Below are 23,468 nucleotides of genomic sequence, written 5' to 3'. Positions count from 1 at the left end.
TATCATATTACGATGTCTTTTCCATGTTTCCTTCATACATCACAGCTTTGCGCATAAAAAAAAGAAGGTCACAATAACCTTCTTTTTTTATGATTTATTTATATTGAATATCATTTCTTAGGGATTCAACTTTACTTAATGCTTGGTCAATATCAGGTTCTTCAACATTAAAGTGAGCAAGTGCATCGTGAAGATGCTTAGCAATTGCATTAAAATGTTCGGGCTGAATATTCATATTTGCATGCGCTTTGGCCATCGACTTTCCTGAATATTGATTCGGTCCACCTAAGGCAAAGCTTATAAACTTAGCTTGATGTCGACGTTGTTTATCCATATCCGTGTGCTCGAAAAAGTGACTAACTGTTTCGTCTTTTAAAACAAGCTCAGAATAAAAATAATCAACTACTTTTTCAATCGCTTCTTGTCCGCCCACTTTTTCATACAATGTTTGTTCCAAAACAATTCCTCCTTTTGTACCTTTTCCCATTATTACCTAATAGAAGTGTTCATATTCTTTAAAAGGCTTCTTTATGGAAATTCGTTGTCCCCATATTTTATTCCTCTTCCTCATAAAGAATAAAATGTAAAGAAATGGACACAACGTAAAGGAATTGTAGAAGCTGTATGTAACATCTCTCGTTACTGGGCTTTAGGAATCATTACATTTTTACAAGCGCTTCTCTAATACACGTAAGTATAAGCCGGCACGCCTTTAACTCCTACTCGGCATGAAAAAAGAGAGCCGGCAGCTTCTTCGTATTTTTCTTCTTCTTTAGCTGTGGTGATAAATAATGTTTGCAAATCGTCTCCTCCAAACGTACAGCAGGTTACATTGGAAACAGGAAGATGAATAGATTCTATAATTTCTCCTTTCTCTGGATCTACACAAATAACTTTCGAACCTCCCCAAAGCGCTACCCACAGTCGGTCGTGCTCATCAATTGTCATTCCATCAGGAAACCCGTCTATATCTGAAAGGTCAATCACCACTTTTTCATCTTCGAGCCTTGTTGTTTCTTTAGAAAATGAATAAGACATAATTTTATTTTTTGGGGAATCAACCAGAAAGAATTTGTCTCCTGTTCGATTCCAAGCTAGCCCGTTTGACACGCTTAATCCTTCTTTAGCACTCTTAATTACACCTTTTTCATCTACTACGTACAGCTGGGCTTTTCCTTCTTCATCTTCTTCACTCATCGTGCCAATCCAAAAGCGATTATATGGATCACATTTCCCGTCATTAAAACGCATGTTTTTTTCAAGAGTATCTAAACGGATATACTCTTCATGATTCTTTTTGTTTTTATCCACTAAAAGCAGCTGATTACGAGTGGAGACGACCAATTTTGAATGATTGGTTGTAGAAACGCTTGTAACAACTGAAGGAAGATCCATATCTTCTAATGTTGTCGTTTTTGGATCGTACGTAAGAAGTTTTTTATCTAAAATGTCTACTAGCACTAATCTTTGATTTTCTCCATCCCATAGGGGTCCTTCCAGTAAACGTCCATCGTACTTTTTTTCAATTTTCGCTTCCATTTTCAAGCTCCTTTGTTGTTTTTATGTACAACCGTTTTTTAATCGCTTTCTAAAACATATTCCTTTAAGTATGCAAAACAAAAAACAGGAATATGTTTCCTTTTTATAAATACCCGTTGCATAACCTTCTCTAAACACTAGGTTACAAGAGAATCTTTTCATAAAAAAACAGCACGCTGTATATAGCGTGCTGTTTTTTTATTATAAAGTTACGTGTTCGTTTTCTAACTCTTTAACACGTGCTGCAAATTCTTCTTCTGTTAAACCATGTTCTTTTACATAGCGGTTACGGGGACTTACTCGGCATTCATGTGAACAAGCGCGTAAATATTTGTGTTCGTTTTCTTCAGAAGCTAAGATTTTCTTATTGCATTCTGGGTTTGAGCAGTTAACATAACGTTCGCAAGGCTCGCCGGTAAAGTGATCCTTCCCGACAATCACATGCTCTTTTTGGTTAACTGGTACGCTGATGCGCTCATCAAATACATAGCACTGACCATCCCATAGTTCACCTTGTACTTCTGGATCTTTTCCGTATGTTACAATACCTCCGTGAAGCTGGCTTACATCTTCAAAACCTTCTTCAAGAAGCCATCCAGAGAATTTTTCACAGCGAATACCGCCTGTGCAGTACGTTAAGATTTTTTTATCTTCAAACTGATCTTTGTTGTCGCGAATCCATTCAGGAAGCTCACGGAAGTTTTGAATATCCGGACGAACAGCTCCTCGGAAGTGGCCTAGATCGTATTCATAATCGTTTCGTGCATCGATTACGACCGTATTTTCATCTTGCATCGCTTGATAAAATTCTTTTGGGCTTAAGTAATTACCCGTTACGCGAAGAGGATTCACATCTTCTTCTAATCGAAGAGTTACTAATTCTTTGCGGTGACGCACGTGCATTTTTTTGAACGCATGTTCATCTGCTTCGTCTATTTTAAATACAATACCTTCAAAACGAGGATCATTTTTCATCGTTTCCATGTATTTATCTGTTTGTTCAACTGTTCCTGATACTGTTCCATTGATCCCTTCAGCCGCAATTAAAATGCGTCCTTTTAGTTCAAGCTCTTTACAAAATGCCAAGTGCTGAGCTGTGAACTCTTCAGGATTTTCAATTGGAGTGTACAAATAATATAGTAGTACTTGATATGGTTTTCTTTCAGTCATGTTGCTTCTTCCACCTATCTGTTTATATTTGCAAGATATAATGCATGTAGGTCGGTTATTGTGAACCGAATTGATGGTAACAATTCATTACTTAAAGGTACATTACGACAAAAACAACATCCTTTTTATGAGGATGCTTCTATCTAAAAAGTATTACAGTGAATGATTGTTTCAAAAACATACAGTATTTAAGCCTGTAATAGTATAACATATCAAGGCGAACACTTCTAGGATTTGTTTTTTTATGAACATTTTCTTGCGGAGATACGTTCTACCTGAGCTTTTCTGCGCATACATGATGAGATATGAACCTTTGAGATTGGAGGTGGAAATGATGCCTTTTTATACATTAAAAGACGGTGCAACTTTATACTATGAACAACAAGGGGAAGGAACACCTATTATTTTCATTCACGGAGTTTGGATGAGCAGTCGTTTTTTTCACAACCAGCTTTCTTTTTTTTCGAAACAGTATCAAACTATTCTTTTGGATTTAAGAGGACATGGAAATTCAAGTCATACTCCATATGGTCACACAATTTTCACTTATGCTCGCGATGTGCATGAGTTTATAAATAATAATCGATTAAAAGACGTCATATTAGTAGGCTGGTCGATGGGTGCTTTTGTTGTGTGGGAATATTTGAAACAATTTGGTGAAGAAAATGTAAAAGGGAATATTATTGTAGATGAAATGGCTTCAGACTTTAAATGGTCAGACTTTCCAATCGGTGCATTTGATTTACCTGCCCTTATTTCGCTTATGCAAGGTATTCAGCTTGATCGAACAAGCACATTAGAAAGTTTTATTCCGCTTATGTTTAAGGATGAATTAACTGAAAAAGATAAACATTGGATTATGAAAGAAGTAACGAAAATGCCCGAGTCAATAGCTAGTGCTATTTTGTTTGATCAATCCATTGTGGATTATCGAGAATTCCTCCCGTTTATTACAATTCCTACTTTACTGTGCTTTGGAAAAGAAGAAAAACTCATTCCTGTAGCGGCTGGAAGGCATATTCAAAAGCTGGTTTCAGGTTCTGTACTTGAAGTTTTTGAGAACAGCTGTCACTGCCCTTTTCTCGAAGAAAGCGATCGGTTTAACAAAGTTGTGAGTGATTTTATCGAGCGCATCTAATTTACAACAAAAAAAGAATTGCCTTGTTTCTAACGGATTCGGTTGATAGAAAGAAGCATAAGTTAGAACTACAAATCAGCAATATAAATGGTAAGTAAAAGCGCTCGAAAAAAATCCGAGCGCTTTTACACTTAATGTTCTCCGCCCTCATTGAACTTAACTCTTTTACAGTTTGAGGCGATAACTTATAAGAATATCTTTTGGTTCAAAACCAACTTTCATATATACTCGATTTGCTTGACTATTTGCTCTATCAACGGTTAGTTTAATTTCATTAATTTGTGGAAATGAAAACATCTCTGTTAAAACTTCCTTTAACAACCTCGTTCCTAGACCTTGACTCTGAGCATTCTTTGAAACACCAATATACTCCAATGAAGCCTCTCGCATTTCAGTATCGACTTCAAAGTACGCATAGCCTTGCAACTCATTAGACATATTTTTAAGTATCTTTAACATATTTCTATCGTTAAGTCTCTCAATAATTGTTTTTCCATCATAATAAGTATTTTGAAACATTGCGTTATGCAGCATTTCAAATGCTTGAAAATCACTATGTTTAAATGGCTCGCTTTTCATTTCAATAACTTTATCAAAATTTTGTTCTTTAATTTCTAAGATCAAGTGTTCACCAGTCTTTTTTGCTTTTATTTCATTCATAAATACTTGTTGCAGCTCATTTTCTTCATTGATAAAAAAATGAAATTTTTGAATCAAAGGATTTTCATTAACTAACTGTTTCCATAATTGAGATTGCAAATCAATAGAAGATGTTTTATTAAAAGGTCCCCACACTTCTGCTACCGTTTCTTCGATATCAAATCCAATAGCCGCTAAAATGTCTCCTGTCCTATTTCTAGCGATTAAAAATTTAATATCACCCTCGTCACTAATAAAATCTTCTTTTAATGTCTGGTAGATTTCTTCTTCTTTTTCACCACAATAACCAATATGTGATGTTTTCTGACTATTTTTTTCTGATAGAAATCGAGATAATTCACCGAGGTTATTTGATTTTTCTATAATAGCATCCATAACACTATCCCCTTCTTTAACTCCAATTTAGTGTCGTGTTCGTTCCTACTTCAAGCTATCCCTGCTTATTAACCCCTTTTACCTTCCTAGTTTGAAATTATTATTCTATATGATATTAATTAATCTCAACACAAATAAGGTAATGAAATCTCGCGTCCGTCATAGGCAAAGCTTACGTTTTTATCTAAAAGCATCTCAGCGTGCTTTCTGATATCAATATCATGTGATAAATGAGTAAACACCATGTTTTTTGCCTGTAGCTTCACTTTAATCTCCATTGCCTCTGTCACATCATATACGGATCTTTTTTCTTTTTGAAGATATTCTTTCCAGAAAGATGTACCGAATATCAGTAAATCTAAGTGGTAAAAAGGCTTCCACTGTTCATTTGTCACATTAAAAGAATCGGATACATACGCCCAGCGTTCGCCTTGTTTTTGATGAACCACAATGCCGTAGGAATAACCGTTAAATCCGTGATTCACTTTATGAAACGTAATGGCCGTTTCTCCGCTTTCCCACTTTAACGTGCCATTAAAGGTAAGCCCTTTTCTTTTTGCGAGATAAGGAAATCTTTTGATTAACTCATTGATGACTTCAGGCGCTCCTACGACTTCTGTACTTACATTATTCCAGTAGCATAAGTCGGCTAAATCCCCTAAACCAGCAACATGATCATTGTGAGGATGAGTAATAAACACGGTAGAAGGGATTTTTTTGTTATTGTATAAATGAAATTGATGTTTAAAATCAGGTGATACATCAATCAAACACACGTTACCGTCCAGTGTGAACTGTGCACTAGGTCTTGTGCGCTGATTTAATGGATCTTTTTGCGCGCATACTTTACAGTCACATAATAATCGAGGCACTCCTTGAGCATCGCTCGTCCCATAAAATAAAAGCTTGTTCATTGCTCTGTTTCCCCCTTTTTTTCTTCTAAAGGTCTATCTTTTTATTTTAAGAAATGCCCTATGGTGTTCTGCATCTTTCTTTTATTTGTCCTTCTAGAATAAAACCAGCTTTTATGTAAAACAGCCAGTCTTTTTAACGACTGGCTTTGCTATATTCCTTATAAAAAACGTTTTTATGCTTTTTCTATTGCTTTCTTTCTTCGTCTCTTTCAACAATATGCTGAAGAATAGATAATTTGTTTGTCCAAAATTGTTCGTAGTAAGAAAGCCAATCTTTTATCTCTTTCAAAGGCTCTGGCTGAAGATGATACACTTTTTCTCTGCCTTTTTTTTGTCCATGGACTAGGTCTGCTTCTGAAAGTATATGAAGATGCTTGACAACAGCGGTACGGCTTATTGAAAAATGGGACGTTATTTCTGAAATAGGTAATTCTTTTTCAGAAAGCAGCTCAAGTACTTTTCTTCGAGTAGGATCAGCAATGGCTTGAAAGATATCATGCTTGGCAGCTGATGAAGTCATTTAGTTTTCAACAACCTTTCGAAGTTTTTCATTCACGAGACTAGTCCACCCGTAGCTCATTCTATCTCGTACCACGGAACTCTTTTCGTTTGCTTTTTCAAGAAGTGTTTCAGCTTCTTTCCAGCCGCTATGAATAAGCGTAAATTCAGTTTGATTACCCATTTCTTTTAAGGTAAACGAAACGACCCATCCATCCGTATCCCAAGAGAAAGAAAGGTAGTTTGGTGCATCTATTTTTAATACTTTACACGGAGATGGTCCAAAAGGCGATTGCAAATGAAATTCATATCCTACCAGAGGCTGAAAATCATTAGGCATGAACCATTGTTGGAGCCCTTCTGCGGTTGCTACTTTATCCCAAACTTTTTGAATCGGCGCGTTAAATATTATCGTTTGTTTCACATCTTCTAATACACTTTTATCATTCATCGTTATCTTCATTCTCCTTTTTAAAAAATAACACCAAAAGGTTTTATATAAAAATAATATAACACCTTTTGGTGTTATGTCAATTCCTCTTTAAAAAAATGAAATTCTTCAATATATCTCCGTTCTTTGATAAAGAACTTTGTTATGATGTTGAATGGGTGCATTTTGTTATATTTAAAATATATCTTTTAAACGATGCTTCGTCCGCTTTGTGCCAATGCATAATGAATGCCGTGCTGCAGTGTTTGAAAACAATCATATTTTGATAAATCAATATGAGTCTCTGATATAACTAAGCCTAAGTCAGCAGAAATTCCGACTAAAATGGTTTTTGTACCAATCAGGGACGCTGCTGCACCTAATTTTTCGATAAGACTTGCCGTATATTCAGTAAGTTCTTTATCCAATCCGGTTAAATCCAGCACAAGATAATTAGCCTGATGTTTTGGGAGGTTATTTAATGTATTGACAATCAAATCTTCCGTTCGATCCTCGTCGTATTTGCCAATCAAAGGAACGACGACTATGCCTTCCAAAACCGGAATAATAGGAGAAGACAGCTTTTTAATAAGATCTTTTAACTCTGCTGTTTTTTCTGCTACAATGTTTTCCAAATGTTCTATTTTCTGCGCTTCTTTTCTTCTTGCTAATTGATGAATATTTTGAGTGATATCAATGTTGGAAGGGAAGTATTCTACTGTGGTGCATTCATGCCCTTCTATTTGATGTTGAATCACCTTGTACCAAATATTTGTTCCGAATAGTCCTGTAAAAATCCCTGCATAATGGGCCGGAAGAAAATTTCCTCCCTTTGTTTTCTTTTGCGCCACGTTAATTTTATGTTCCCAACTGTCTTTTAATTCAGCAGATAGAGTTTTACTTTCAGGATTTAAATATTTGATAGTTGTTTTTCCCCATCCAGCCGAAGCGTATGTATTTGTAATTAACTCAGCCGCTTCAAAAACCGTTACGCCTTTCATATTTTGAAAGTACTCTCCTACTACTAATCCTTGTCGGAAACCAGTGGTTTCCAGTACTACCGAAGCTGCCTCTTCTCCAGATATTTCTTCGATTGTGTCAAACAATGTTTTCATCGCAGAAGAAATCCAAAAAAGGATCGCATCTTCTCCTTCAAAGCTAAATTGTCCTTTTTCTAAATCCCAAGCAAAACTAAGACCACCTATATCAATATTCTTTTTTTCACCCATGGCGGAATCTCCTTTTTATAAAGTTCTTACCTTCTTTGTATTTTATCTTATATTGAAGAAGCTGGTAATAAAAATTGTTGCATATTTTCTATTGCTTGTCTAACCATTACTCATGTTTTCAATTAATGAAAAAGAAAGGTGAATGCTATAGAGCTTTGAATTCGCCAACCTTTCTTTCTTTTGTATCAAACATACATGATAAAAAGGGAGAAAAGCAAATTGTAATATAACATCACATTACGTTATAATATAATTATATTCAAAAGAAAGTCTTTAGGAAAGAGGAGGAAAAAGATGAAGTTAAATACTCATAGCTCTACGCCTTTATATATGCAGTTAAAACAAGCTATTACAGAAGATATTAATAAAGGAGTTTATACTCCGGGTGAAAAACTTCCAATTGAAACGGATTTGTGCGATATATACGGAGTAAGTCGGATTACGGTAAGAAAAGCCGTATTAGATTTAGTAGAAGAAGGCCTTCTGATACGTCAGCAAGGAAAAGGAACATTTGTTCAATATCCAAAAGCTAAGAGAGAGCTGTTTGCCGTTAATGGGCATACAGAGTATATGTCGGAATTAGGGAAAGTACCGCAGACTAAAATTTTGTCTTTTGGTATAAAACCTGTAAAAGCTCCTGTGGTAAAGATGTTATCAATCCCTCCAGAAAGTGAAGTCCTTGAACTGCAGCGCATCCTGTATTATGACGACCAGCCTCTTACCTTAGAAATTTCTCACTACTCCTTAGAATTGTTACCGCACTTAGATCAGCACGTCCATAATTCAGTTTCAATGTACGATGTTATAAAAAATAAGTACAATATTGCTCCGGTTCATAATAAAAAATTATTGAACATGGTATTTGCAAATGTGGATGAAGCAAAACATTTAGAATGTGAAGTCGGAGAGCCTCTGTTTAAAGTGGAAAAAGTAGCGTATGATTCACAAAAAAGACCGATTCATTCATCTTTTCTACACTACCCTGCGAATCGCGTTACGTTCACTATAGACAGTTCTAATTCTTAATAAAATAGCGCCCTTGCTTTAGAAGCAAAGGCGCTATTTTATTCACTTTAAAACCATCGCACAGTCTGTATGATATTCTTTTCCATATCCAAATGCTCCGTAATTTTGACAAGTTTGTGATGCCACCAATGATCCATTATGGAGGGCTTGGGCTACGTTTTTTTCTGGTAGATAAGAAGAAAGAAAACCAGCTATAAAAGAATCTCCAGCCCCAAGCGTATCTACTACATTTGTAGGAATTATAGGCTGTTTAAATAACTGATTTTCGACTGATAATAAAGCTCCCTCTTCTCCTCTTGTCACGCATACGACACTGGTTCCTAACAAGTGTACTCGCTTTATTAAATTCATACACTCTTCTTCTGGCAGGCTGCTTCCTGAGAAGAATGCATAGCTGATATATGGACATACTTGCTGTAAATATTCCTCATCGTATCTCGTAGAAAAATCAAAGGAAATATCAATGATTTTATGTAGCAACGGAAGGTCAGATTCTAAATGACTAAAAACGCTCGTATGAAGAAGATCGTGCTGACAAATATAGGCTAAATCCGATTCGTTTAGCATTAGTTTTAATCTAGATTGAACGCCCCCTTTATTTGATCCTACAAAAATTCGATCACCTTGTTCGTCAAGTGTTACAACCGCCATTCCATTCTCTCCTACAGCTCTTCTTACTCTGCTAATATCCATCTTTTCTTGCTGCAGAGTATTTACTACATGCTCTGCCGATTCGTCATTCCCCACGATTCCCATATAGGAAGACTGTTGATTGCTCAATCTATTATAAAATACGGCCACATTTAGCGCGTTGCCGCCTGGATAGATCTTTCCTTGATCTTTATAGTAATCTACTACATTATCCCCTACTCCAATTAGTTTCATCTGCTTATCCTCCTATTATTTAACACTTCCGTTAGCAATGCCACGGATAAAATATTTTTGCATAAATAAAAACAACATAACAATCGGTGCTGCTGAAATGGTCAGTCCAGCTAGTAATACTCCCCAATCTGTTTGCAAAGCGTCTCTAAATTGCATTAACCCTGCTGGGATTGTACGCAAACTGTCGTCGTCGATAAAGATAATGGCAAACATAAATTCATTCCATGTGTAGTAAGCTGTCAAAATTGTCGTTGTTAATAAAATGGGGGTGCTCATTGGAATAAAAATCCGAAATAAAATCCCCAAGCTTGTACATCCATCTAACCGAGCTGCTTCCTCCAGTTCTTTTGGAATCGAAAGAAAATAAGCTCGAATTAACAAAATGGTTAAAGGAATTCGATAAGCAACATAAGGCAGAATCAGCGCCAAGTGTGTATTATAGATTCCAAGTTTTTGAATAATGCTATACAAAGGAATTAAACTTACCTGAGGAGAAAGCATAAGCCCTCCCAGACATATAATAAGGACAAAAGCTTTTCCTTGAAACTCAAAGCGTGATAGTCCATAAGCTCCTAACGCACTGACCAGAACCGTCAAAAAACAAGACGCGCCCGTAACGATCACACTGTTTAAAAAGTAAGAAGATATTCCGCTTTTCCACGCGGTCACGTAATTTTCAATTAGCCAAGTATGCGGCATAGACCAGCTGTGAGTAAAGATTTCATCCGTGCTTTTAAAAGAACTTATAATCATCCAAAGCAAAGGATACGCAATGACGATAAAATAGACAATCAGTCCGATATATACTATCGTTACACCTGTGTACCTCTTCTTTTTTCTTTCTTTAGCGGCTGTATTGACAACATTAGGTAAGGTGACATTTGTTTTAGGCATCTGCATCAAGCGTCTTCCTTTCCTGTTTTAAATGCTTTCATTTGAACAAGAGAGATCAACAGCGTAATAATTAAAATGACAGTAGCAATTGAAGAAGCGTAGCCCATCATATCTTTCGAAAAGGCTGTTTTGTATAAATACGTACTTAGGACTTCAGATGATGTACCCGGTCCGCCTCCAGTTAAAATATAAGGTTCATTAAATACTGTAAAAGCACCAGTGAGTGTTAAAATAACAGCTACAAATGTCATTTCTTTAGTTTGCGGTACAGTAATATGAAAGAACATTTTAAACTTATTAGCGCCGTCTATTTCAGCTGCTTCATACAGTTCAGGTGAGATTTTTTGTATCGCTACAATATATAGCATGGCAATATAGCCGATAGACTGCCACTGAGATACAGCAATAACTGCATAAATAGCTGTATCACTGTCTCCTAGCCAAGGTTTTGCCAACGAATCTAATCCGATCATTTTGAGCACTTGATTTAAAAGCCCTACTTCAGGGTTGTAAAAAAAAGTGAACAACAAAGCGATAACGGTCATCGAAACGACTACTGGTAAAAAATAAACCGTTCGAAAAAAAGGAGAAAACTTTCGAATAAGTTTATCTTCTAAAACGGCAGCCACAATCAGACCTCCACCCACTTGAAAAACAATTGAAATGACCGCATAAAGAATATTATTTTTCAGTGCTTGATAAAAGACAGGGTCTTTAAATAAGTGCACATAATTATCTATTCCTACAAAAACCTTGTCTGGTGAAAATGTGCTCCACTCATAAAGACTATCCCGAATATTCCGAAAAATAGGGATGTACACAAGTAGCAAAAAAGCAAATGCAGGAAGAAGATATAAATAAGGGGTTAGCTTATTGCGTTTTAACATTGCTTTTTCACTTCCTTACTTTTTAGATTCAGCACGAACACTCGCTGCCGCTTTTTGTACATCTTTCATTACTTCTTTAGGTGTTTTATCACCATTTAGCATAAGCTGAGCGCCTGTTAAATAAGCATCTGCAATTCGAGCATCGATTGCCATATCAAACCATGGAGCCATCTCTTTGGCTTGTAAAATATTATCTACTGCTTCTAATTGCTCCGGGGTTGAATTACTGCTGTTAGCCGTATCATTTACTGCACTGTATTTCCCTACTTCTTTTACTAGCTTTTCACCCATTTGCTTTGATGTTAAAAATTCAAGAAATTCCATCGCTTCTTTTGGATGCTTTGTTTTAGAAGAAATCATAAACCCTTCAGGTGATCCAGTTAAATTAGTAGCGTTTCCTTTTCCGTCCTCCACTTTAGGAAAATTAAACATGCCAATCTTAAATTTCGTTGGACCAAAAAGCTTAATTTCAGCGGTTTCAGCATAAAACATAGCTGCTTTTCCATTTGAAAATTGTTGTCTTGCATATTCATGATCAATCGAATTTGTGTTTTTATTAAAGTAAGGAACTAATTCTTCTAATTTTTCTAGAGCTTTTACATAGCCTTTATCCGTGAATGTCCCAGTTTTTGAGTTATAGTCTTTTGAAAGAACGTCAGGCTTTACCATGCGCTGGTTTAAGGTTCCTACGTAGTGAGAAATGGTCCACGTATCCTGGCTTCCAAACTCTAAAGCTGTATAATGCTTCTTTTTTAACACGCTTAAAACATTTAGTAGCTCGTTCCAATTTGTAGGTGCTTTTAATCCTAATTTATTGAAGATATCTTTGTTGTAAAAAAACATTTTTCCATCCATTGTAACAGGAACACCATAAATTTTATTATTAACGGTATATGGTTTAATTTGTGATTGAACAAGAGTGGAAGACCACGCTGAATCCTTCTTATAATAAGAGGTTAAATCTAAGGCTTTGTTTCCTCTGACAAATTGTCTAGCAAACTCATCGCTCCAAGAAAAGTAAACATCAGGAGGGGTATTAGTGCCTGTCATAACTTTAATTTTGTCTTTATACGAATCGTTTAAGACCGCTTCCGTTTTGATATCAATATCAGGGTGCTTTTTCTCAAATTCTTTTACAACTTCTTCAAAGTAGCTTTTTTCAGGTTCTTTTGGCCATCTGTGAAAGAATGTTAATGTTGTCTTTCCTGTGTCTGAGTCTGAAGACGTTTGTTTTCCAGCACACCCCCCGAGCATTAAAGAACAACTTAAAAGTGAGGCTAAGATTAAATTTGTCTTTTTCATATAGAAACCCCCTTATTGTAAGTGTTTTCATATTCAAGTTATACTATAATGTTTTATAACATTATAGTATAACTCGTAAGGAAAATATACAGATTTCTATCTTTATTAGGAGATTATTAATATTCTACTTTCCACATGTAGCGTCTTTTACTTAAAGGATGATTGCGTGCTTCAGCTAGTTCTTCGGCATATTGACGCAGTACACGGTTTAATACAAGAGGAGCAATATACCCTTGCACGTCTTTATCAATTCCTTTGAAGTCATATGCCTTTGCATCTAGAACAGTTAACTTCTTGCCGTATCGTTTAGAGAATGATAAAGCACGTTCTTCTAAAGGTCTTGTTTCATCTAGTCCAGCTAGGATGATAAAAGGTACGTTTTCATCAATAATTTCAAATGGACCGTGAAAATACTCTCCGGCGTGAATAGCGTGAGAATGAATCCACTGCATTTCCATCAAGATACAGATGCTGAATGAATATGCTGCTCCATAGTTTGAACCGCTGGCCATTGTATAAATAACCGGTTCAGACTTATGTGATTCGGCGAATTTTCTCGCATTGCTCGCTTCGTATTCAAGAGCTTTTTCATAAACAGACTGTAAATTTTCTAAGCTAGTAACTAACTTTCCAAATTTGTCGTTATTTTCTGCTACGTATAAAAGACCAAATACAAGCTGATATAAAACGCCTAAGTTTGTTTCAAAAGCATCGATATCATTGCCCCACTCATACTTAATAAAAATATCTGCGCTGTGTGCTAAAGGTGAAGTAGGTTCATTTGTTAAGGCTACAGCATAAGCCCCTTTGCTTTTAGCGAACTTAGCTGCTTCTGTAGTCTCAGGAGTTGTTCCTGACATGGAACATAAAATAACTAAGGAGTCTTTTCCTAGCTGCTGCGGATTGCGGTGGATAAATTCGTTTGAGCTATACAAATCGGATGTAATATGTTGAGCTTCTCGATCTAGTACATATTTAGCTGGATACATGATCGCAGAAGATCCTCCACATGCGACGAAAAACACATTACGAATTTGCTTGCTTTTTAATTCGTTTAATACGGCTTGCACATCACTTTTTACATTCACTACTGTTTTGCTCATTTTCCCCACTCCTCAAATAAAATATGATATACAACATTATGTAATGTTATATATTGTTATATTAAACTGCAAACGTTAACTAGTCAATATATTTATCAGAATATTTAACTTTTTATCTATATTTGTAGAAATATAGTACGGCAAGCTACAAATCTCTTTTTTCTTATTTCCTCCAAAAAAATAAAAACCTTCTCTAAAATAAGAAGGTTTCACATCATAATCTGCATAGAGACTGCCTTTGGCTTACTTCTGAAGATTTTATTACATATCTTCTTTGCCTTGACAGCTCGGACACTCATAAACGTGCACAAAATAAAGCCCAATATGGTGAAATCGTTTCCCTAAGCAATCTGGACATGTTCCTGCTTCGCGGATTTGTTCCCGTCGTTTGTCTCGCTGACTAGCGAAAAAATTTGCAAATTTCATAAAAAACCTCCCTCATGTTTTTGACTATAGGTTTTCCTAATGAGAGGTCTTTTATTCGCCTAGATGTATTTATAAAAGCACCTGCTTGATTGTGCTTTTAAACTATAATCGAGTTTTCCAATAATACAAAAAGGATAGATAGAGCAGTCTTATGACGCTCATCTATCCTTCATTTTATCGTATATAATGTTTAACGCTATCTAAGCGTCTATCACTACTTCCTAACAAATAGCTGATTTTGATACAATTAGCATATATAAGTTATTCTTCTACTTTGTATTTTTCTTTTTTTCGAAGAAACGGCCACCAGTTTCCTTCTCCAAGCGTCACGACAATCGCTGGCATAAGAAGCGGAAGAATAACAAGGCCATAAAGTAAAAGACCGATGATAACAACTGTTGCTACATGAACAAGCGTTAATACACCTGATGGCATCATAGCCCCAAACGTTCCGGCTAGGATAATAGCGGCAGTAATAATAACCGACCCCATCTTACTCATAGACGTAACCATGCCTTCTGCTACGCCGCTTTTCACTTCTTCGTTAAAACGGTCTAACAAGAAAATAGAATAGTCAATTCCAAGAGCAACTAAAATAACAAAACTAAAGAATGGCACGGCCCAGCTGATTCCGTCATTCCCCATTATATCCACGAATAGAAGCTCTGAGATTCCCATTGCTGTATAATACGTAAGCAACAGTGAAGCAATCATGTATACAGGCATGGTCATTGAACGGAATAAAATGGTCAAAACAATAAACAATCCAATCATCATAATAACCATTGTGCGTGAAAGATCCGTTGTAGATAAATCTTTTAAATCCGCATTTGAGCTCGATACCCCTCCATACACAATTTCTGTATGCTCAAACGGCGTATCAACGACTTCGCTTGCCACCGCTTTTTCAATATTTTTTACGGTTGAAATGGCTTCCTCAGAATATGGATTTTGATCGAGCACTACGCTGAGCTTAACTCCTTTTCCATCTGCAAAAGAATAGTTGTCGATGGATTGTTTAAACCCTTTATCTTTCATCACTTCTGTTGGAAGATAAATACCCGTATCTCTAACTGTTGAGCTGTCACTCATGTTATCAAGCATACCTGTTGCTTTTGTTAAGCCATCTGAGATTTTCGTTAGCCCATCATTTGCACTGTCAACACCTTCTGCTAATTGATTGACACTGTCTGATAGCGTTCCTACTTGGCCTTGCTGAGCTGAAAGATTCTCATTTGCTTGTTGAAGACCGGTTTGAATGGTAGTAAGCTGTTTGCTGATTGCAACAAGCTGAGGAACCGCTTGCTGCACATTTCCTGTTGTAGAGAGCTGAGCGCTGACAAGCTGCAGCTGTTGATTAACTTGAGCTAATCCGTCTGCGGCAGGTGCAAGTGACCCGCCAGATTCTTTAGAAGCAGAACCCGTTTGGTCAGCTATTTGATTTAGCCCTTTTTCAATATCACTTAATCCTTTTTGTACATCTCCGATTCCTTTAACAGCATCTTTGATTCCGTCTGATACAGAGCCCAGCTGTGAATTAACATATAAATCATCAATCTTTTCTCCGGTAGGCTGTGTGATCGTCATAACAGAATCCACGTGATCCACTTTTTCAATTGCTTTGCTTATATTTCCTAAATACGGAATAACATCCGCCTCTGTTAACTCTTTATCTCCTTTAATAATAACATTGACAGGAAATGCTTTTCCTTCTCCCAGTGCGTCACTGATAGCATTTAGTCCTTTTATAGATTTATAATCACTGCTTATTTCAGCAGTAGAATCAAACGATACTTTTGAGTCATACGTTACAATAAAGGGCACGGTAATAATCGCTGTAATGACTAAAAATACGAACGGTCGCGCCACTGCCTTTCTTCCTAAAAACCCCCACAGCTTATTATCGCTATGAGAAGCCACTTTTTTAGACGGCCAAAATAATTTTTCTCCAAGCGTAACCATAAAAAGTGGCAGCAAGGTAAATAAAATCACTAGCAGCACACCAACTCCCACTGCTACGCCAACGGCCGATTGGAAAATAGCAAACTTGGCAAATCCGATGGCTGCAAAACCAATAAATACGGCAATTCCGCTGATGAATAACGTTCTTCCTGCTGTACGGTAAGCCGTGATCGTGGCTTCTACTTTATCATGTCCGTTAGCCAATTCTTCACGGAAACGGTTAAGTAAAAGAATGCAGTAATCCGTACCTATTCCAAACAAAATAGCTACTAAGAACGTTTGCGTGAACGTTGAGATTGGAAAATCGACATTTTTAACTAAAATACCTAGTAACGATTGACTGATTAAGTATGTGATTCCCACAATTAAAATAGGAATAAACGGCGTCACGACTGAACGGAAAACGAGTAGAAGCAAACCTAAAATCAAGAAGATAGTAATAAACTCGGTTTTCTTTAACCCTTCTTCTGAACTGTGTGCAAAATCCTGATTAATAAGAGATGCACCTGTTACATATACCGTAACGTCTTTTGGCACGTTGTCATAAATCTGATTCGCTATTTTTTCAACTTTTTCATCCGATCCACTGACAGTAACCGGAACTAAAACGGTTTTTTTGTCTTTAGACATTAATTGATTACGAACATCTTGATCATCTGTTAAAGGCGTTGTAACATCTTTTACACCTTTAATTTTCTCTGTCTTATCAATGATTTTCTGTATCTGTTTCTCACTATCTTTATCTAATGCGTTATCTAGCTTGATCACCATGCTGATGGTGTTACTGTCTTCCCCGGCATTTTTGAGAATTTGGCTGGCTCTAGATGAAACGGCATCATCAGGAAGCTGAGACTGTCCTTTTTCACTTGCGAGCTTTGTTAAATTGGGTGCCGTTAGCATCAATATGACCGTTAAAGCTAAAATAAAGGCCGCAATCACCCATTTAAATTTCACAATAAATTTCATTTTTTGCTTTCCCCTTTTATAGTTAACTTTTCTTTTGCCATTGTAAGAATTTCAATAAATGTATCTATTTTTTCTTCTTCTACATCATCAAACAAATTCTCAATGATACTAAAACACGCGGCATTTCCGTCATGTATTACCTTTTCTCCTTCAGCCGTAATCTTAATAAGCTTAGAACGTTTATCGCTCTCTAGTTCATTAGTGTCCCACTCCACAAGCCCTTTTTCGAGCAGTTTTTTAATTCGATTCGAAATGGCACTTTTATGAACACCTTGCAAGACAGCGAGACTACCAGGTGAAGATGGACCTTTAATCATTAAACTATTTAACAAATCAAACTGCTGCCTTGAGACATGTTCGAAGAGGTTATGGCTCAGCTCTCTGTGAATGACTTCTGTTCCTACAAACAGCACTTCCTCAAAAAGTTCTACAGCTTGATATAGCTTGCTTTTCGTCACTTCTTTCCCTCCTTTGCTCATTTAGTTTATAGGTATAAACTATTCAACTTTAAAAATAGTTTATAGGACTAAACTTTATTCTGTCAATAAATTTATGTCGGACTGTCTTCATATTATGATAAAGATAAACGGAATCCCAAAAGATACCGCTTACATCAGCTTTTTTGGTTGTCAAAGCTCAATTACTTAAGTATTATTAGTAATTGACTTCTTTTCAAGGAGATATAAATTTTATACACAGAAAGGGTGATCACACATGAATACAATGCATACTAATGAGCAGGTCAGTAAGAAGGATTCCTTTCCAATTGCTCTTATCTCGTTGACTCTTGGAGCTTTTGCTATTGGAATGACGGAATTCGTTATTATGGGGATACTGCCTAACGTTGCAGAAGACCTTCATGTTAGCATTTCGACTGCTGGTCAGCTAATTACGAGCTATGCTTTAGGAGTAGCGATTGGCGCGCCAATTTTAACCATTTTCACTCATCGACTTCCTCAAAAGCTTCTGCTTTGTTTACTCATGCTTTTATTTATTCTCGGAAATGCGATTGCTATTATTGCACCTAACTATGGAATTTTGATGGGAGCTCGTTTAGTTACGGCGTTATGTCACGGTACTTTCTTTGGAGTAGGCGCTGTTATTGCTTCACGGCTCGTACAACCGCACAAGCGAGCAAGTGCTGTTGCAACGATGATGGCAGGTTTAACCATTGCAAATATCATCGGCGTTCCTGTAGGAACATTTATTGGCCAACACTTAGGTTGGAGAGCTTCGTTTGGGGCTATTACCATTATGGGAATCATTGCATTTATCGGTATTATTCTGTTTATCCCAAAGCTTGGTCAAGAAAAATTAACGGGTCTAAAACAGCAGTTTGCTGCTTTTAGCCAACCAAAACTTCTTGTGATGCTTCTTTTAAGTGCAATAGGGTGCGGTAGTTTATTTACTGTATTTACGTACATTACACCGCTTCTTGAAGACGTTACGGGAGTAAGTGAACACAGCGTTACGTGGATACTTGTATTGTACGGATGCGGCGTTACGCTTGGAAATGTTGTTGGAGGAAAGCTTGCAGATTGGAAGTTAATGCCTTCGGTTGTAGGTATCTTTGCTTTTCTTTGTATTGTGCTGACTATTTTTACGTTTACTGTCAAAAGCCCAACAGCAGCGATTATCACGCTGTTTTTCTGGGGAGCAGCAGCATTTGCTGTAATGCCTGGTATTCAAGTGAAAATTATGAACTTAGCACAGGAAGCACCTGCTTTAGCTTCTACTTCGAATCACTCATTTGCTAACTTAGGAAATGCTTTTGGCGCCTTTTTCGGAGGCGTAATTATTAACCATATGGGACTTACTTCACTTCCTTGGGTTGGCGCCATTTTTGTAGGAACGGCTTTTGTTATTAGCACTTGTCTGTTTATTGTGGAAACACGCAAAAAACATAGTGAACAATCGTCCTAACTGTCTAACAACTGAACAAAAAGCAAAAAAAGAGCCTTTCTTGGATGAAAGGCTCTTTTTTTGCTTCTAACTCGCTTTTTTCATTTCTTTACTTGTTAATCGACTGTGTTTACGAGAATAACCTATATACACAAATATACCAAGCACAATCCATATGCTAAAATATAGCCACGTTGTTTTAGGAAGATTAATCATTAAAAATAAACAAGATAATACAGATAAAATTGGTAAAACCGGGACAAACGGCATTGTAAACCCACGTTTTAAAGTTGGGTGCGTTTTGCGTAAGATGATAATGCTGACGCCCACCATACCGAAAGTTAAAAGAGCTCCGATATTTGCTAAATTCGCAAGTTCTTTTAAATCGATAAATCCTGAAATTAACGCTCCGATAATTCCTACTAGCCAAGTGGAGAGAGTCGGAACTCCCGTTTTCTCATTTGTTTTAGCAAATGCTTTTGGTAGCAAGCCGTCGCGGCTCATTGAGAATAAAATTCGTGTTGCTGCATAAATGTAGGCGAAAATAACAGCCATAATTCCAATGACAGCTCCTGCAGCAATAACTCCTGCCACTGCATTTTGTCCTACTGAATGAAGAACATAGGCCATTGCTTCTGGAACATTCAGTTCCTTGTAAGAAACAACCCCTGTCATAACAAGGCATACCGCTACATAAATAATCGTGCAGATTACGAGTGAACTAATAATTCCAATTGGCAAATTGCGCTGCGGGTTCTTTACTTCTTCTGCTGATGTAGATAAAGCATCAAAACCTAAGAAAGCAAAAAATACGGCCGCTCCCCCTGTCACAACCCCTTCAATTCCATAAGGCATAAAAGGAGTCCAATTAGACGGCTTCACATAAAAAGCCCCTACAATAATAAAGAGAAGGATAATAAATAATTTAACAAGCACCATAAAATTATTCACTTTTTTACTTTCTTTAGTTCCCTTTGAAAGCAGCCATGTAATAAGAAGGGTAATACAAATAGCAGGAAGGTTCACCAGGCCTCCATTTGCAGGGATCGTAATCAATTCTTTTGGGAGTGAAAAACCAAAGCCCTCTAAAAAATTATTAAAATAAGAAGACCATCCATTTGCTACTGCTGACATCGTTAATAAATAGACGGAAAGCAATGTCCATCCCATTAAGTGTGCTACCACTTCGCCGATGGTTGCATATGTATAGGTGTAAACGCTCCCAGATACAGGTATAGTTGAAGCAAATTCCGCATAGCACAGCGCTGCAAAACCGCATACAATAGAAGCCAGTATAAAAGAAAAAATAACGGCTGGCCCCGCATCGTTAGCAGCTACTAAGCCTGTTAACACTAAAACCCCCGTTCCTATTACGGCTCCAATACCAAGAAGAGTCAAATCGAATGCCCCTAATGTTTTGACTAGAGATTTGTTTTGACTTTGTTCTAATAATTGCTCGATTGACTTCTTTTTAAATAGTTTTCCCATTGCACTCTCTCCTTTCTGTTGCCACTCATCCATTAAAAAACTTAAAAATGACGTCTTTTCCTATTTGACTACGCGTTTTTACTTCAGATACAGAAGTAATTATATAGAAATAATTACTAACTTGTCTATTAGTATACTAATATCATTATATATATTTCAAGAGTTTTTGTAAGCGATTTCTTAATCTCTCTATTTTGGCTTTATCAACTAAATAAAGAAATCATCGTTGTGATTATGTATAATAAGTTTGAATAAAATTAATATTCTAAAAAATAAATCGATTCATTTCCAGATAGTTTTTTCGCTACCTATCTTCAAATATAAATTCCTGACATAGGGATTATTTACAGAACGATGAATGTTTTACCTTAACGGGTGTTATAATGATGAAAACTGAAGCGTATGAAGGGCGGAGAGAGATGCTTAACTTACTTATTGGCTGTATTTTACTAGCATTAGGAGTGTACTTTATGTTTAAATTTCTTTTTTATTCTCCTTCTAAAAAGAAGCGAGGTCAGCAACCTATGAACAAATTGTCAAATGAAGATTCAGCTCCATCAAATGCAAACGATTCGAATGGGATAAGATAATTTTTTTCACAAAATACCGGCGTTTGTCTAAGGCAAAAGTTATACTGCCGATATATAATATCTTATACCCTTCTAGTTCAATATTCCCTTCATTTTGGTGTAAGACAAGATGAAGGGAATCACTATCCGACTTAAAAAATCGGATTTTTCTATTTAGCAAGGTAAATGGCCTCAATAAACTCTGTTTGAATCCATTTCTTTATTCAAGTGTACAGCTGCCTCTTCAACACTTACTGTTCCAATGTTTTTCTTCCCGTGCTTTCGCATAGCAAGCGATTTATTTTCTACTTCTTTATCTCCTATTACGGCCATATAAGGAACTTTGAGCATTTCGGCTTCTCTAATTTTCAGACCTATTTTTTCAATACGATCATCCACTTCAACACGATACCCTTGTGACTCCAGCTCGTGTTTCACCTTGTACGCATATTCCACATGCGGCGGTGCAATAGGCAAAAGCTTAAATTGAACTGGAGCTAACCAAAGAGGAAATTGACCTTCATAATGTTCAATCAAGATGGCCATAAAACGTTCAACGGAACCGTATATAGCGCGGTGAATCATTACAGGACGATGCGGTTTATTGTCTTCTCCAATATACATACAGTCAAACTTCTCTGGCATTAAGAAATCAAGCTGAACTGTTCCGCACTGCCAGCTGCGGCCTAAGGAGTCTAAAATATGAAAATCGATTTTCGGCCCGTAAAAAGCCCCGTCTCCTTCATTCACCTGGTAGTCTAATCCTTTTTCATTTAGCACAGATTGAAGCGACTTTTCCGCTTGATTCCATGTTTCAATATCTCCCATAAATTTTTCAGGACGTGTGGATAGTTCCACTTTGTAATCAAAGCCAAAATGTGAATAAAAGTCATGGATAAACGCTAGAATGCGGCTAATCTCAGCTTCGATCTGACTGAGTTCTACGAATAAATGCGCGTCGTCCTGTGTGAATGACCGGACTCTTAGCAGTCCGTTTAAAGAGCCCGAAAGCTCGTGACGGTGAACCAATCCAAGTTCTGCGTATCGAATCGGAAGTTCTCGATAGCTTCTTCGCTTGCTGTTAAACAATAAAATGGCTCCCGGACAATTCATCGGTTTAATCGCATAGTTTTGTTTGTCAACATTTGAAAAATACATATTTTCATGATAGTGCTCCCAATGCCCTGATTGTTCCCATAGCTCCTGTTTCATCATGATGGGAGTTTTTATCTCTTGATAGCCTGCTTTGTAATGCTTTTGTTTCCAGTAGTTTTCTAACTCATTTCGAACAATCATTCCGTTAGGTAAGAAAAACGGCATACCAGGAGCTTCTTCCATCGACATAAACAGCTCCAGTTCTTGACCTAATTTTTGATGATTTCGTTTTTCTGCTTCCATTTGTTTTGACATGTTCATTCCTCCAATATGTTTTTATTCAACAAAAAAACCGCACTCATCCCTAGTAAAGGGACGAATGCGGCCGTGGTACCACCCTAATTCCGTAAAATACCTATACGTATTTTACGCTTAAAAAGATAACGGTTTTACCGGTTGCAGTTTCAGTGTATACACATTCCCCGCCGCAGCTCCAAGGTGGTAAATTCATTTCGTTTTCTAAGGGTTCTCAGCCAGTGACCCTACTCTCTGTAAAGAAAATCTAAAAATGATTCATGTCCTTTTCAATGCTTGTATATTCATTTTTTCTACATAAAAAACCGCACTCATCCCTAGTGAAGGGACGAATGCGGTCGTGGTACCACCCTAATTCCGTAAAATACCTGTATGCATTTTACGCTCAAAAAAGATAACGGTTTTACCGATTGCAGTTTCAGTTATGCACATTCCCTGCAATAGCTCTAAGGTGGTAAATTAGATGATTTCTTAAGGGCTCCCAGCCGCTGACCCTATTCTCTGCGAAGAAAACGGCACCTAATTCATGTCCTTTTCGTTGCCAAATAATGTTTGTTAGTTGTTAAAAGTGATTATAGTGTATAAATTTTACAGAAGTCAAGAAATAATTTTTATTTTTTAATATTATAGAATTAATTTATGCTTAAATTCCCGAAAAGTTACTTAGGAATATATGGGCTTAAAAAGTTTTTCAT

Annotated in this window: 22 protein-coding genes and 1 other annotated feature; of the genes, 4 read left to right on the top strand and 18 right to left on the bottom strand. The window is 36.7% G+C overall.

Annotated elements, in window-relative coordinates:
- Positions 1-94 precede the first annotated feature (94 nt).
- The 3 genes from ACH0CI_RS18165 to trhO all read right to left on the bottom strand — a co-directional run bounded on the left by ACH0CI_RS18165 (position 95) and on the right by trhO (position 2,709).
- Positions 95-457 (bottom strand): group I truncated hemoglobin, encoded by a 363-nt coding sequence (locus tag ACH0CI_RS18165; RefSeq protein WP_025751868.1) that lies wholly within the window; start codon positions 455-457, stop codon positions 95-97.
- 224 nt (positions 458-681) lie between these two features.
- The gene (locus ACH0CI_RS18160; protein WP_406902020.1) at positions 682-1,539 is read right to left on the bottom strand and encodes an SMP-30/gluconolactonase/LRE family protein; all 858 of its coding nucleotides are present in this window, start codon (positions 1,537-1,539) and stop codon (positions 682-684) included.
- Positions 1,540-1,740: 201 nt separating this feature from the next.
- Positions 1,741-2,709 carry an oxygen-dependent tRNA uridine(34) hydroxylase TrhO gene (gene trhO, locus ACH0CI_RS18155; RefSeq protein WP_033579013.1) on the bottom strand — a complete coding sequence of 323 codons (969 nt, stop codon included), beginning with the start codon at positions 2,707-2,709 and terminating at the stop codon, positions 1,741-1,743.
- A 334-nt stretch (positions 2,710-3,043) separates the two neighbouring features.
- Between trhO and ACH0CI_RS18150 the strand changes: the two genes are divergently transcribed.
- The gene (locus ACH0CI_RS18150) at positions 3,044-3,847 is read left to right on the top strand and encodes an alpha/beta fold hydrolase (RefSeq protein ID WP_406902069.1); all 804 of its coding nucleotides are present in this window, start codon (positions 3,044-3,046) and stop codon (positions 3,845-3,847) included.
- A gap of 165 nt (positions 3,848-4,012) precedes the next feature.
- On the opposite strand, the gene ACH0CI_RS18145 is transcribed toward ACH0CI_RS18150, so the two are convergent.
- From ACH0CI_RS18145 to ACH0CI_RS18125, 5 genes are all read right to left on the bottom strand, one after another.
- Positions 4,013-4,882: a GNAT family N-acetyltransferase gene (locus ACH0CI_RS18145; RefSeq protein WP_335707688.1), complete on the bottom strand. Its 870-nt coding sequence runs from the start codon at positions 4,880-4,882 to the stop codon at positions 4,013-4,015.
- A gap of 125 nt (positions 4,883-5,007) precedes the next feature.
- On the bottom strand, positions 5,008-5,796 hold the full coding sequence (locus tag ACH0CI_RS18140) for an MBL fold metallo-hydrolase (protein WP_034266236.1): 789 nt from the start codon (positions 5,794-5,796) through the stop codon (positions 5,008-5,010).
- 184 nt (positions 5,797-5,980) lie between these two features.
- Positions 5,981-6,316, bottom strand: a complete 336-nt coding sequence (locus tag ACH0CI_RS18135) for an ArsR/SmtB family transcription factor (protein WP_034266233.1) — start codon at positions 6,314-6,316, stop codon at positions 5,981-5,983.
- Complete coding sequence (locus ACH0CI_RS18130; RefSeq protein ID WP_406902017.1) at positions 6,317-6,745, bottom strand: SRPBCC family protein; 429 nt, start codon at positions 6,743-6,745, stop codon at positions 6,317-6,319.
- A gap of 188 nt (positions 6,746-6,933) precedes the next feature.
- Positions 6,934-7,953 carry an STAS domain-containing protein gene (locus ACH0CI_RS18125; protein ID WP_045294104.1) on the bottom strand — a complete coding sequence of 340 codons (1,020 nt, stop codon included), beginning with the start codon at positions 7,951-7,953 and terminating at the stop codon, positions 6,934-6,936.
- Between the two features lie 294 nt (positions 7,954-8,247).
- Here ACH0CI_RS18125 and ACH0CI_RS18120 point away from each other — a divergent pair, with 294 nt between their 5' ends.
- The gene (locus ACH0CI_RS18120) at positions 8,248-8,979 is read left to right on the top strand and encodes a GntR family transcriptional regulator (protein ID WP_406902015.1); all 732 of its coding nucleotides are present in this window, start codon (positions 8,248-8,250) and stop codon (positions 8,977-8,979) included.
- Positions 8,980-9,021: 42 nt separating this feature from the next.
- Here ACH0CI_RS18120 and ACH0CI_RS18115 read toward each other — a convergent pair whose 3' ends face one another.
- The 8 genes from ACH0CI_RS18115 to ACH0CI_RS18080 all read right to left on the bottom strand — a co-directional run bounded on the left by ACH0CI_RS18115 (position 9,022) and on the right by ACH0CI_RS18080 (position 17,862).
- Complete coding sequence (locus ACH0CI_RS18115) at positions 9,022-9,864, bottom strand: PfkB family carbohydrate kinase (RefSeq protein ID WP_406902013.1); 843 nt, start codon at positions 9,862-9,864, stop codon at positions 9,022-9,024.
- A gap of 15 nt (positions 9,865-9,879) precedes the next feature.
- Positions 9,880-10,764, bottom strand: coding sequence for a carbohydrate ABC transporter permease (locus tag ACH0CI_RS18110; RefSeq protein WP_071274436.1), 885 nt, complete (start codon positions 10,762-10,764; stop codon positions 9,880-9,882).
- Positions 10,764-11,645, bottom strand: a complete 882-nt coding sequence (locus ACH0CI_RS18105; RefSeq protein WP_406902011.1) for a carbohydrate ABC transporter permease — start codon at positions 11,643-11,645, stop codon at positions 10,764-10,766. The genes ACH0CI_RS18110 and ACH0CI_RS18105 overlap by 1 nt, the downstream gene beginning before the upstream one ends.
- A 15-nt stretch (positions 11,646-11,660) precedes the next feature.
- Positions 11,661-12,947: an ABC transporter substrate-binding protein gene (locus tag ACH0CI_RS18100; RefSeq protein ID WP_335708001.1), complete on the bottom strand. Its 1,287-nt coding sequence runs from the start codon at positions 12,945-12,947 to the stop codon at positions 11,661-11,663.
- 116 nt (positions 12,948-13,063) lie between these two features.
- Positions 13,064-14,050 (bottom strand): SIS domain-containing protein, encoded by a 987-nt coding sequence (locus ACH0CI_RS18095; protein WP_071274445.1) that lies wholly within the window; start codon positions 14,048-14,050, stop codon positions 13,064-13,066.
- 261 nt (positions 14,051-14,311) lie between these two features.
- Positions 14,312-14,476 carry a hypothetical protein gene (locus ACH0CI_RS18090; protein ID WP_170836768.1) on the bottom strand — a complete coding sequence of 55 codons (165 nt, stop codon included), beginning with the start codon at positions 14,474-14,476 and terminating at the stop codon, positions 14,312-14,314.
- A gap of 261 nt (positions 14,477-14,737) precedes the next feature.
- Positions 14,738-17,404, bottom strand: coding sequence for an MMPL family transporter (locus tag ACH0CI_RS18085; protein ID WP_406902008.1), 2,667 nt, complete (start codon positions 17,402-17,404; stop codon positions 14,738-14,740).
- On the bottom strand, positions 17,401-17,862 hold the full coding sequence (locus ACH0CI_RS18080) for a MarR family winged helix-turn-helix transcriptional regulator (protein WP_033579007.1): 462 nt from the start codon (positions 17,860-17,862) through the stop codon (positions 17,401-17,403). Before ACH0CI_RS18080 ends, ACH0CI_RS18085 begins: the two co-directional genes overlap by 4 nt.
- Positions 17,863-18,118: 256 nt before the next feature.
- Here ACH0CI_RS18080 and ACH0CI_RS18075 point away from each other — a divergent pair, with 256 nt between their 5' ends.
- Positions 18,119-19,327, top strand: coding sequence for an MFS transporter (locus ACH0CI_RS18075; RefSeq protein WP_274863909.1), 1,209 nt, complete (start codon positions 18,119-18,121; stop codon positions 19,325-19,327).
- Between the two features lie 66 nt (positions 19,328-19,393).
- Here the strand turns inward: ACH0CI_RS18075 and ACH0CI_RS18070 are convergent, their stop codons facing one another.
- Positions 19,394-20,794 carry an amino acid permease gene (locus tag ACH0CI_RS18070; RefSeq protein WP_406902005.1) on the bottom strand — a complete coding sequence of 467 codons (1,401 nt, stop codon included), beginning with the start codon at positions 20,792-20,794 and terminating at the stop codon, positions 19,394-19,396.
- 386 nt (positions 20,795-21,180) lie between these two features.
- Here ACH0CI_RS18070 and ACH0CI_RS18065 point away from each other — a divergent pair, with 386 nt between their 5' ends.
- Complete coding sequence (locus ACH0CI_RS18065; RefSeq protein ID WP_240962068.1) at positions 21,181-21,384, top strand: hypothetical protein; 204 nt, start codon at positions 21,181-21,183, stop codon at positions 21,382-21,384.
- A gap of 171 nt (positions 21,385-21,555) precedes the next feature.
- Here the strand turns inward: ACH0CI_RS18065 and thrS are convergent, their stop codons facing one another.
- Positions 21,556-22,773 carry a threonine--tRNA ligase gene (thrS, locus tag ACH0CI_RS18060; RefSeq protein WP_155008113.1) on the bottom strand — a complete coding sequence of 406 codons (1,218 nt, stop codon included), beginning with the start codon at positions 22,771-22,773 and terminating at the stop codon, positions 21,556-21,558.
- Between the two features lie 53 nt (positions 22,774-22,826).
- Positions 22,827-23,055 (bottom strand) — a binding site (T-box leader).
- Positions 23,056-23,468 lie beyond the last annotated feature (413 nt).

The sequence above is a fragment of the Priestia sp. 179-F W1.4 NHS genome, from assembly GCF_045369295.1.
In the GTDB taxonomy this organism is placed as follows: Bacteria; Bacillota; Bacilli; order Bacillales; family Bacillaceae_H; genus Priestia; species Priestia zanthoxyli.
This window is presented reverse-complemented; position numbering and strand designations above follow the sequence as displayed.

What these genes read in the sequence shown, in the direction of transcription:
- ACH0CI_RS18160 (WP_406902020.1), bottom strand. Translation starts at nt 1,539, where the DNA reads ATGGAAGCGAAAATTGAAAAAAAGTACGATGGACGTTTACTGGAAGGA.
- trhO (WP_033579013.1), bottom strand. Translation starts at nt 2,709, where the DNA reads ATGACTGAAAGAAAACCATATCAAGTACTACTATATTATTTGTACACT.
- ACH0CI_RS18150 (WP_406902069.1), top strand. Translation starts at nt 3,044, where the DNA reads ATGCCTTTTTATACATTAAAAGACGGTGCAACTTTATACTATGAACAA.
- ACH0CI_RS18145 (WP_335707688.1), bottom strand. Translation starts at nt 4,882, where the DNA reads ATGGATGCTATTATAGAAAAATCAAATAACCTCGGTGAATTATCTCGA.
- ACH0CI_RS18140 (WP_034266236.1), bottom strand. Translation starts at nt 5,796, where the DNA reads ATGAACAAGCTTTTATTTTATGGGACGAGCGATGCTCAAGGAGTGCCT.
- ACH0CI_RS18135 (WP_034266233.1), bottom strand. Translation starts at nt 6,316, where the DNA reads ATGACTTCATCAGCTGCCAAGCATGATATCTTTCAAGCCATTGCTGAT.
- ACH0CI_RS18130 (WP_406902017.1), bottom strand. Translation starts at nt 6,745, where the DNA reads ATGAATGATAAAAGTGTATTAGAAGATGTGAAACAAACGATAATATTT.
- ACH0CI_RS18125 (WP_045294104.1), bottom strand. Translation starts at nt 7,953, where the DNA reads ATGGGTGAAAAAAAGAATATTGATATAGGTGGTCTTAGTTTTGCTTGG.
- ACH0CI_RS18120 (WP_406902015.1), top strand. Translation starts at nt 8,248, where the DNA reads ATGAAGTTAAATACTCATAGCTCTACGCCTTTATATATGCAGTTAAAA.
- ACH0CI_RS18115 (WP_406902013.1), bottom strand. Translation starts at nt 9,864, where the DNA reads ATGAAACTAATTGGAGTAGGGGATAATGTAGTAGATTACTATAAAGAT.
- ACH0CI_RS18110 (WP_071274436.1), bottom strand. Translation starts at nt 10,764, where the DNA reads ATGCAGATGCCTAAAACAAATGTCACCTTACCTAATGTTGTCAATACA.
- ACH0CI_RS18105 (WP_406902011.1), bottom strand. Translation starts at nt 11,645, where the DNA reads ATGTTAAAACGCAATAAGCTAACCCCTTATTTATATCTTCTTCCTGCA.
- ACH0CI_RS18100 (WP_335708001.1), bottom strand. Translation starts at nt 12,947, where the DNA reads ATGAAAAAGACAAATTTAATCTTAGCCTCACTTTTAAGTTGTTCTTTA.
- ACH0CI_RS18095 (WP_071274445.1), bottom strand. Translation starts at nt 14,050, where the DNA reads ATGAGCAAAACAGTAGTGAATGTAAAAAGTGATGTGCAAGCCGTATTA.
- ACH0CI_RS18090 (WP_170836768.1), bottom strand. Translation starts at nt 14,476, where the DNA reads ATGAAATTTGCAAATTTTTTCGCTAGTCAGCGAGACAAACGACGGGAA.
- ACH0CI_RS18085 (WP_406902008.1), bottom strand. Translation starts at nt 17,404, where the DNA reads ATGAAATTTATTGTGAAATTTAAATGGGTGATTGCGGCCTTTATTTTA.
- ACH0CI_RS18075 (WP_274863909.1), top strand. Translation starts at nt 18,119, where the DNA reads ATGAATACAATGCATACTAATGAGCAGGTCAGTAAGAAGGATTCCTTT.
- ACH0CI_RS18070 (WP_406902005.1), bottom strand. Translation starts at nt 20,794, where the DNA reads ATGGGAAAACTATTTAAAAAGAAGTCAATCGAGCAATTATTAGAACAA.
- ACH0CI_RS18065 (WP_240962068.1), top strand. Translation starts at nt 21,181, where the DNA reads ATGAAAACTGAAGCGTATGAAGGGCGGAGAGAGATGCTTAACTTACTT.
- thrS (WP_155008113.1), bottom strand. Translation starts at nt 22,773, where the DNA reads ATGTCAAAACAAATGGAAGCAGAAAAACGAAATCATCAAAAATTAGGT.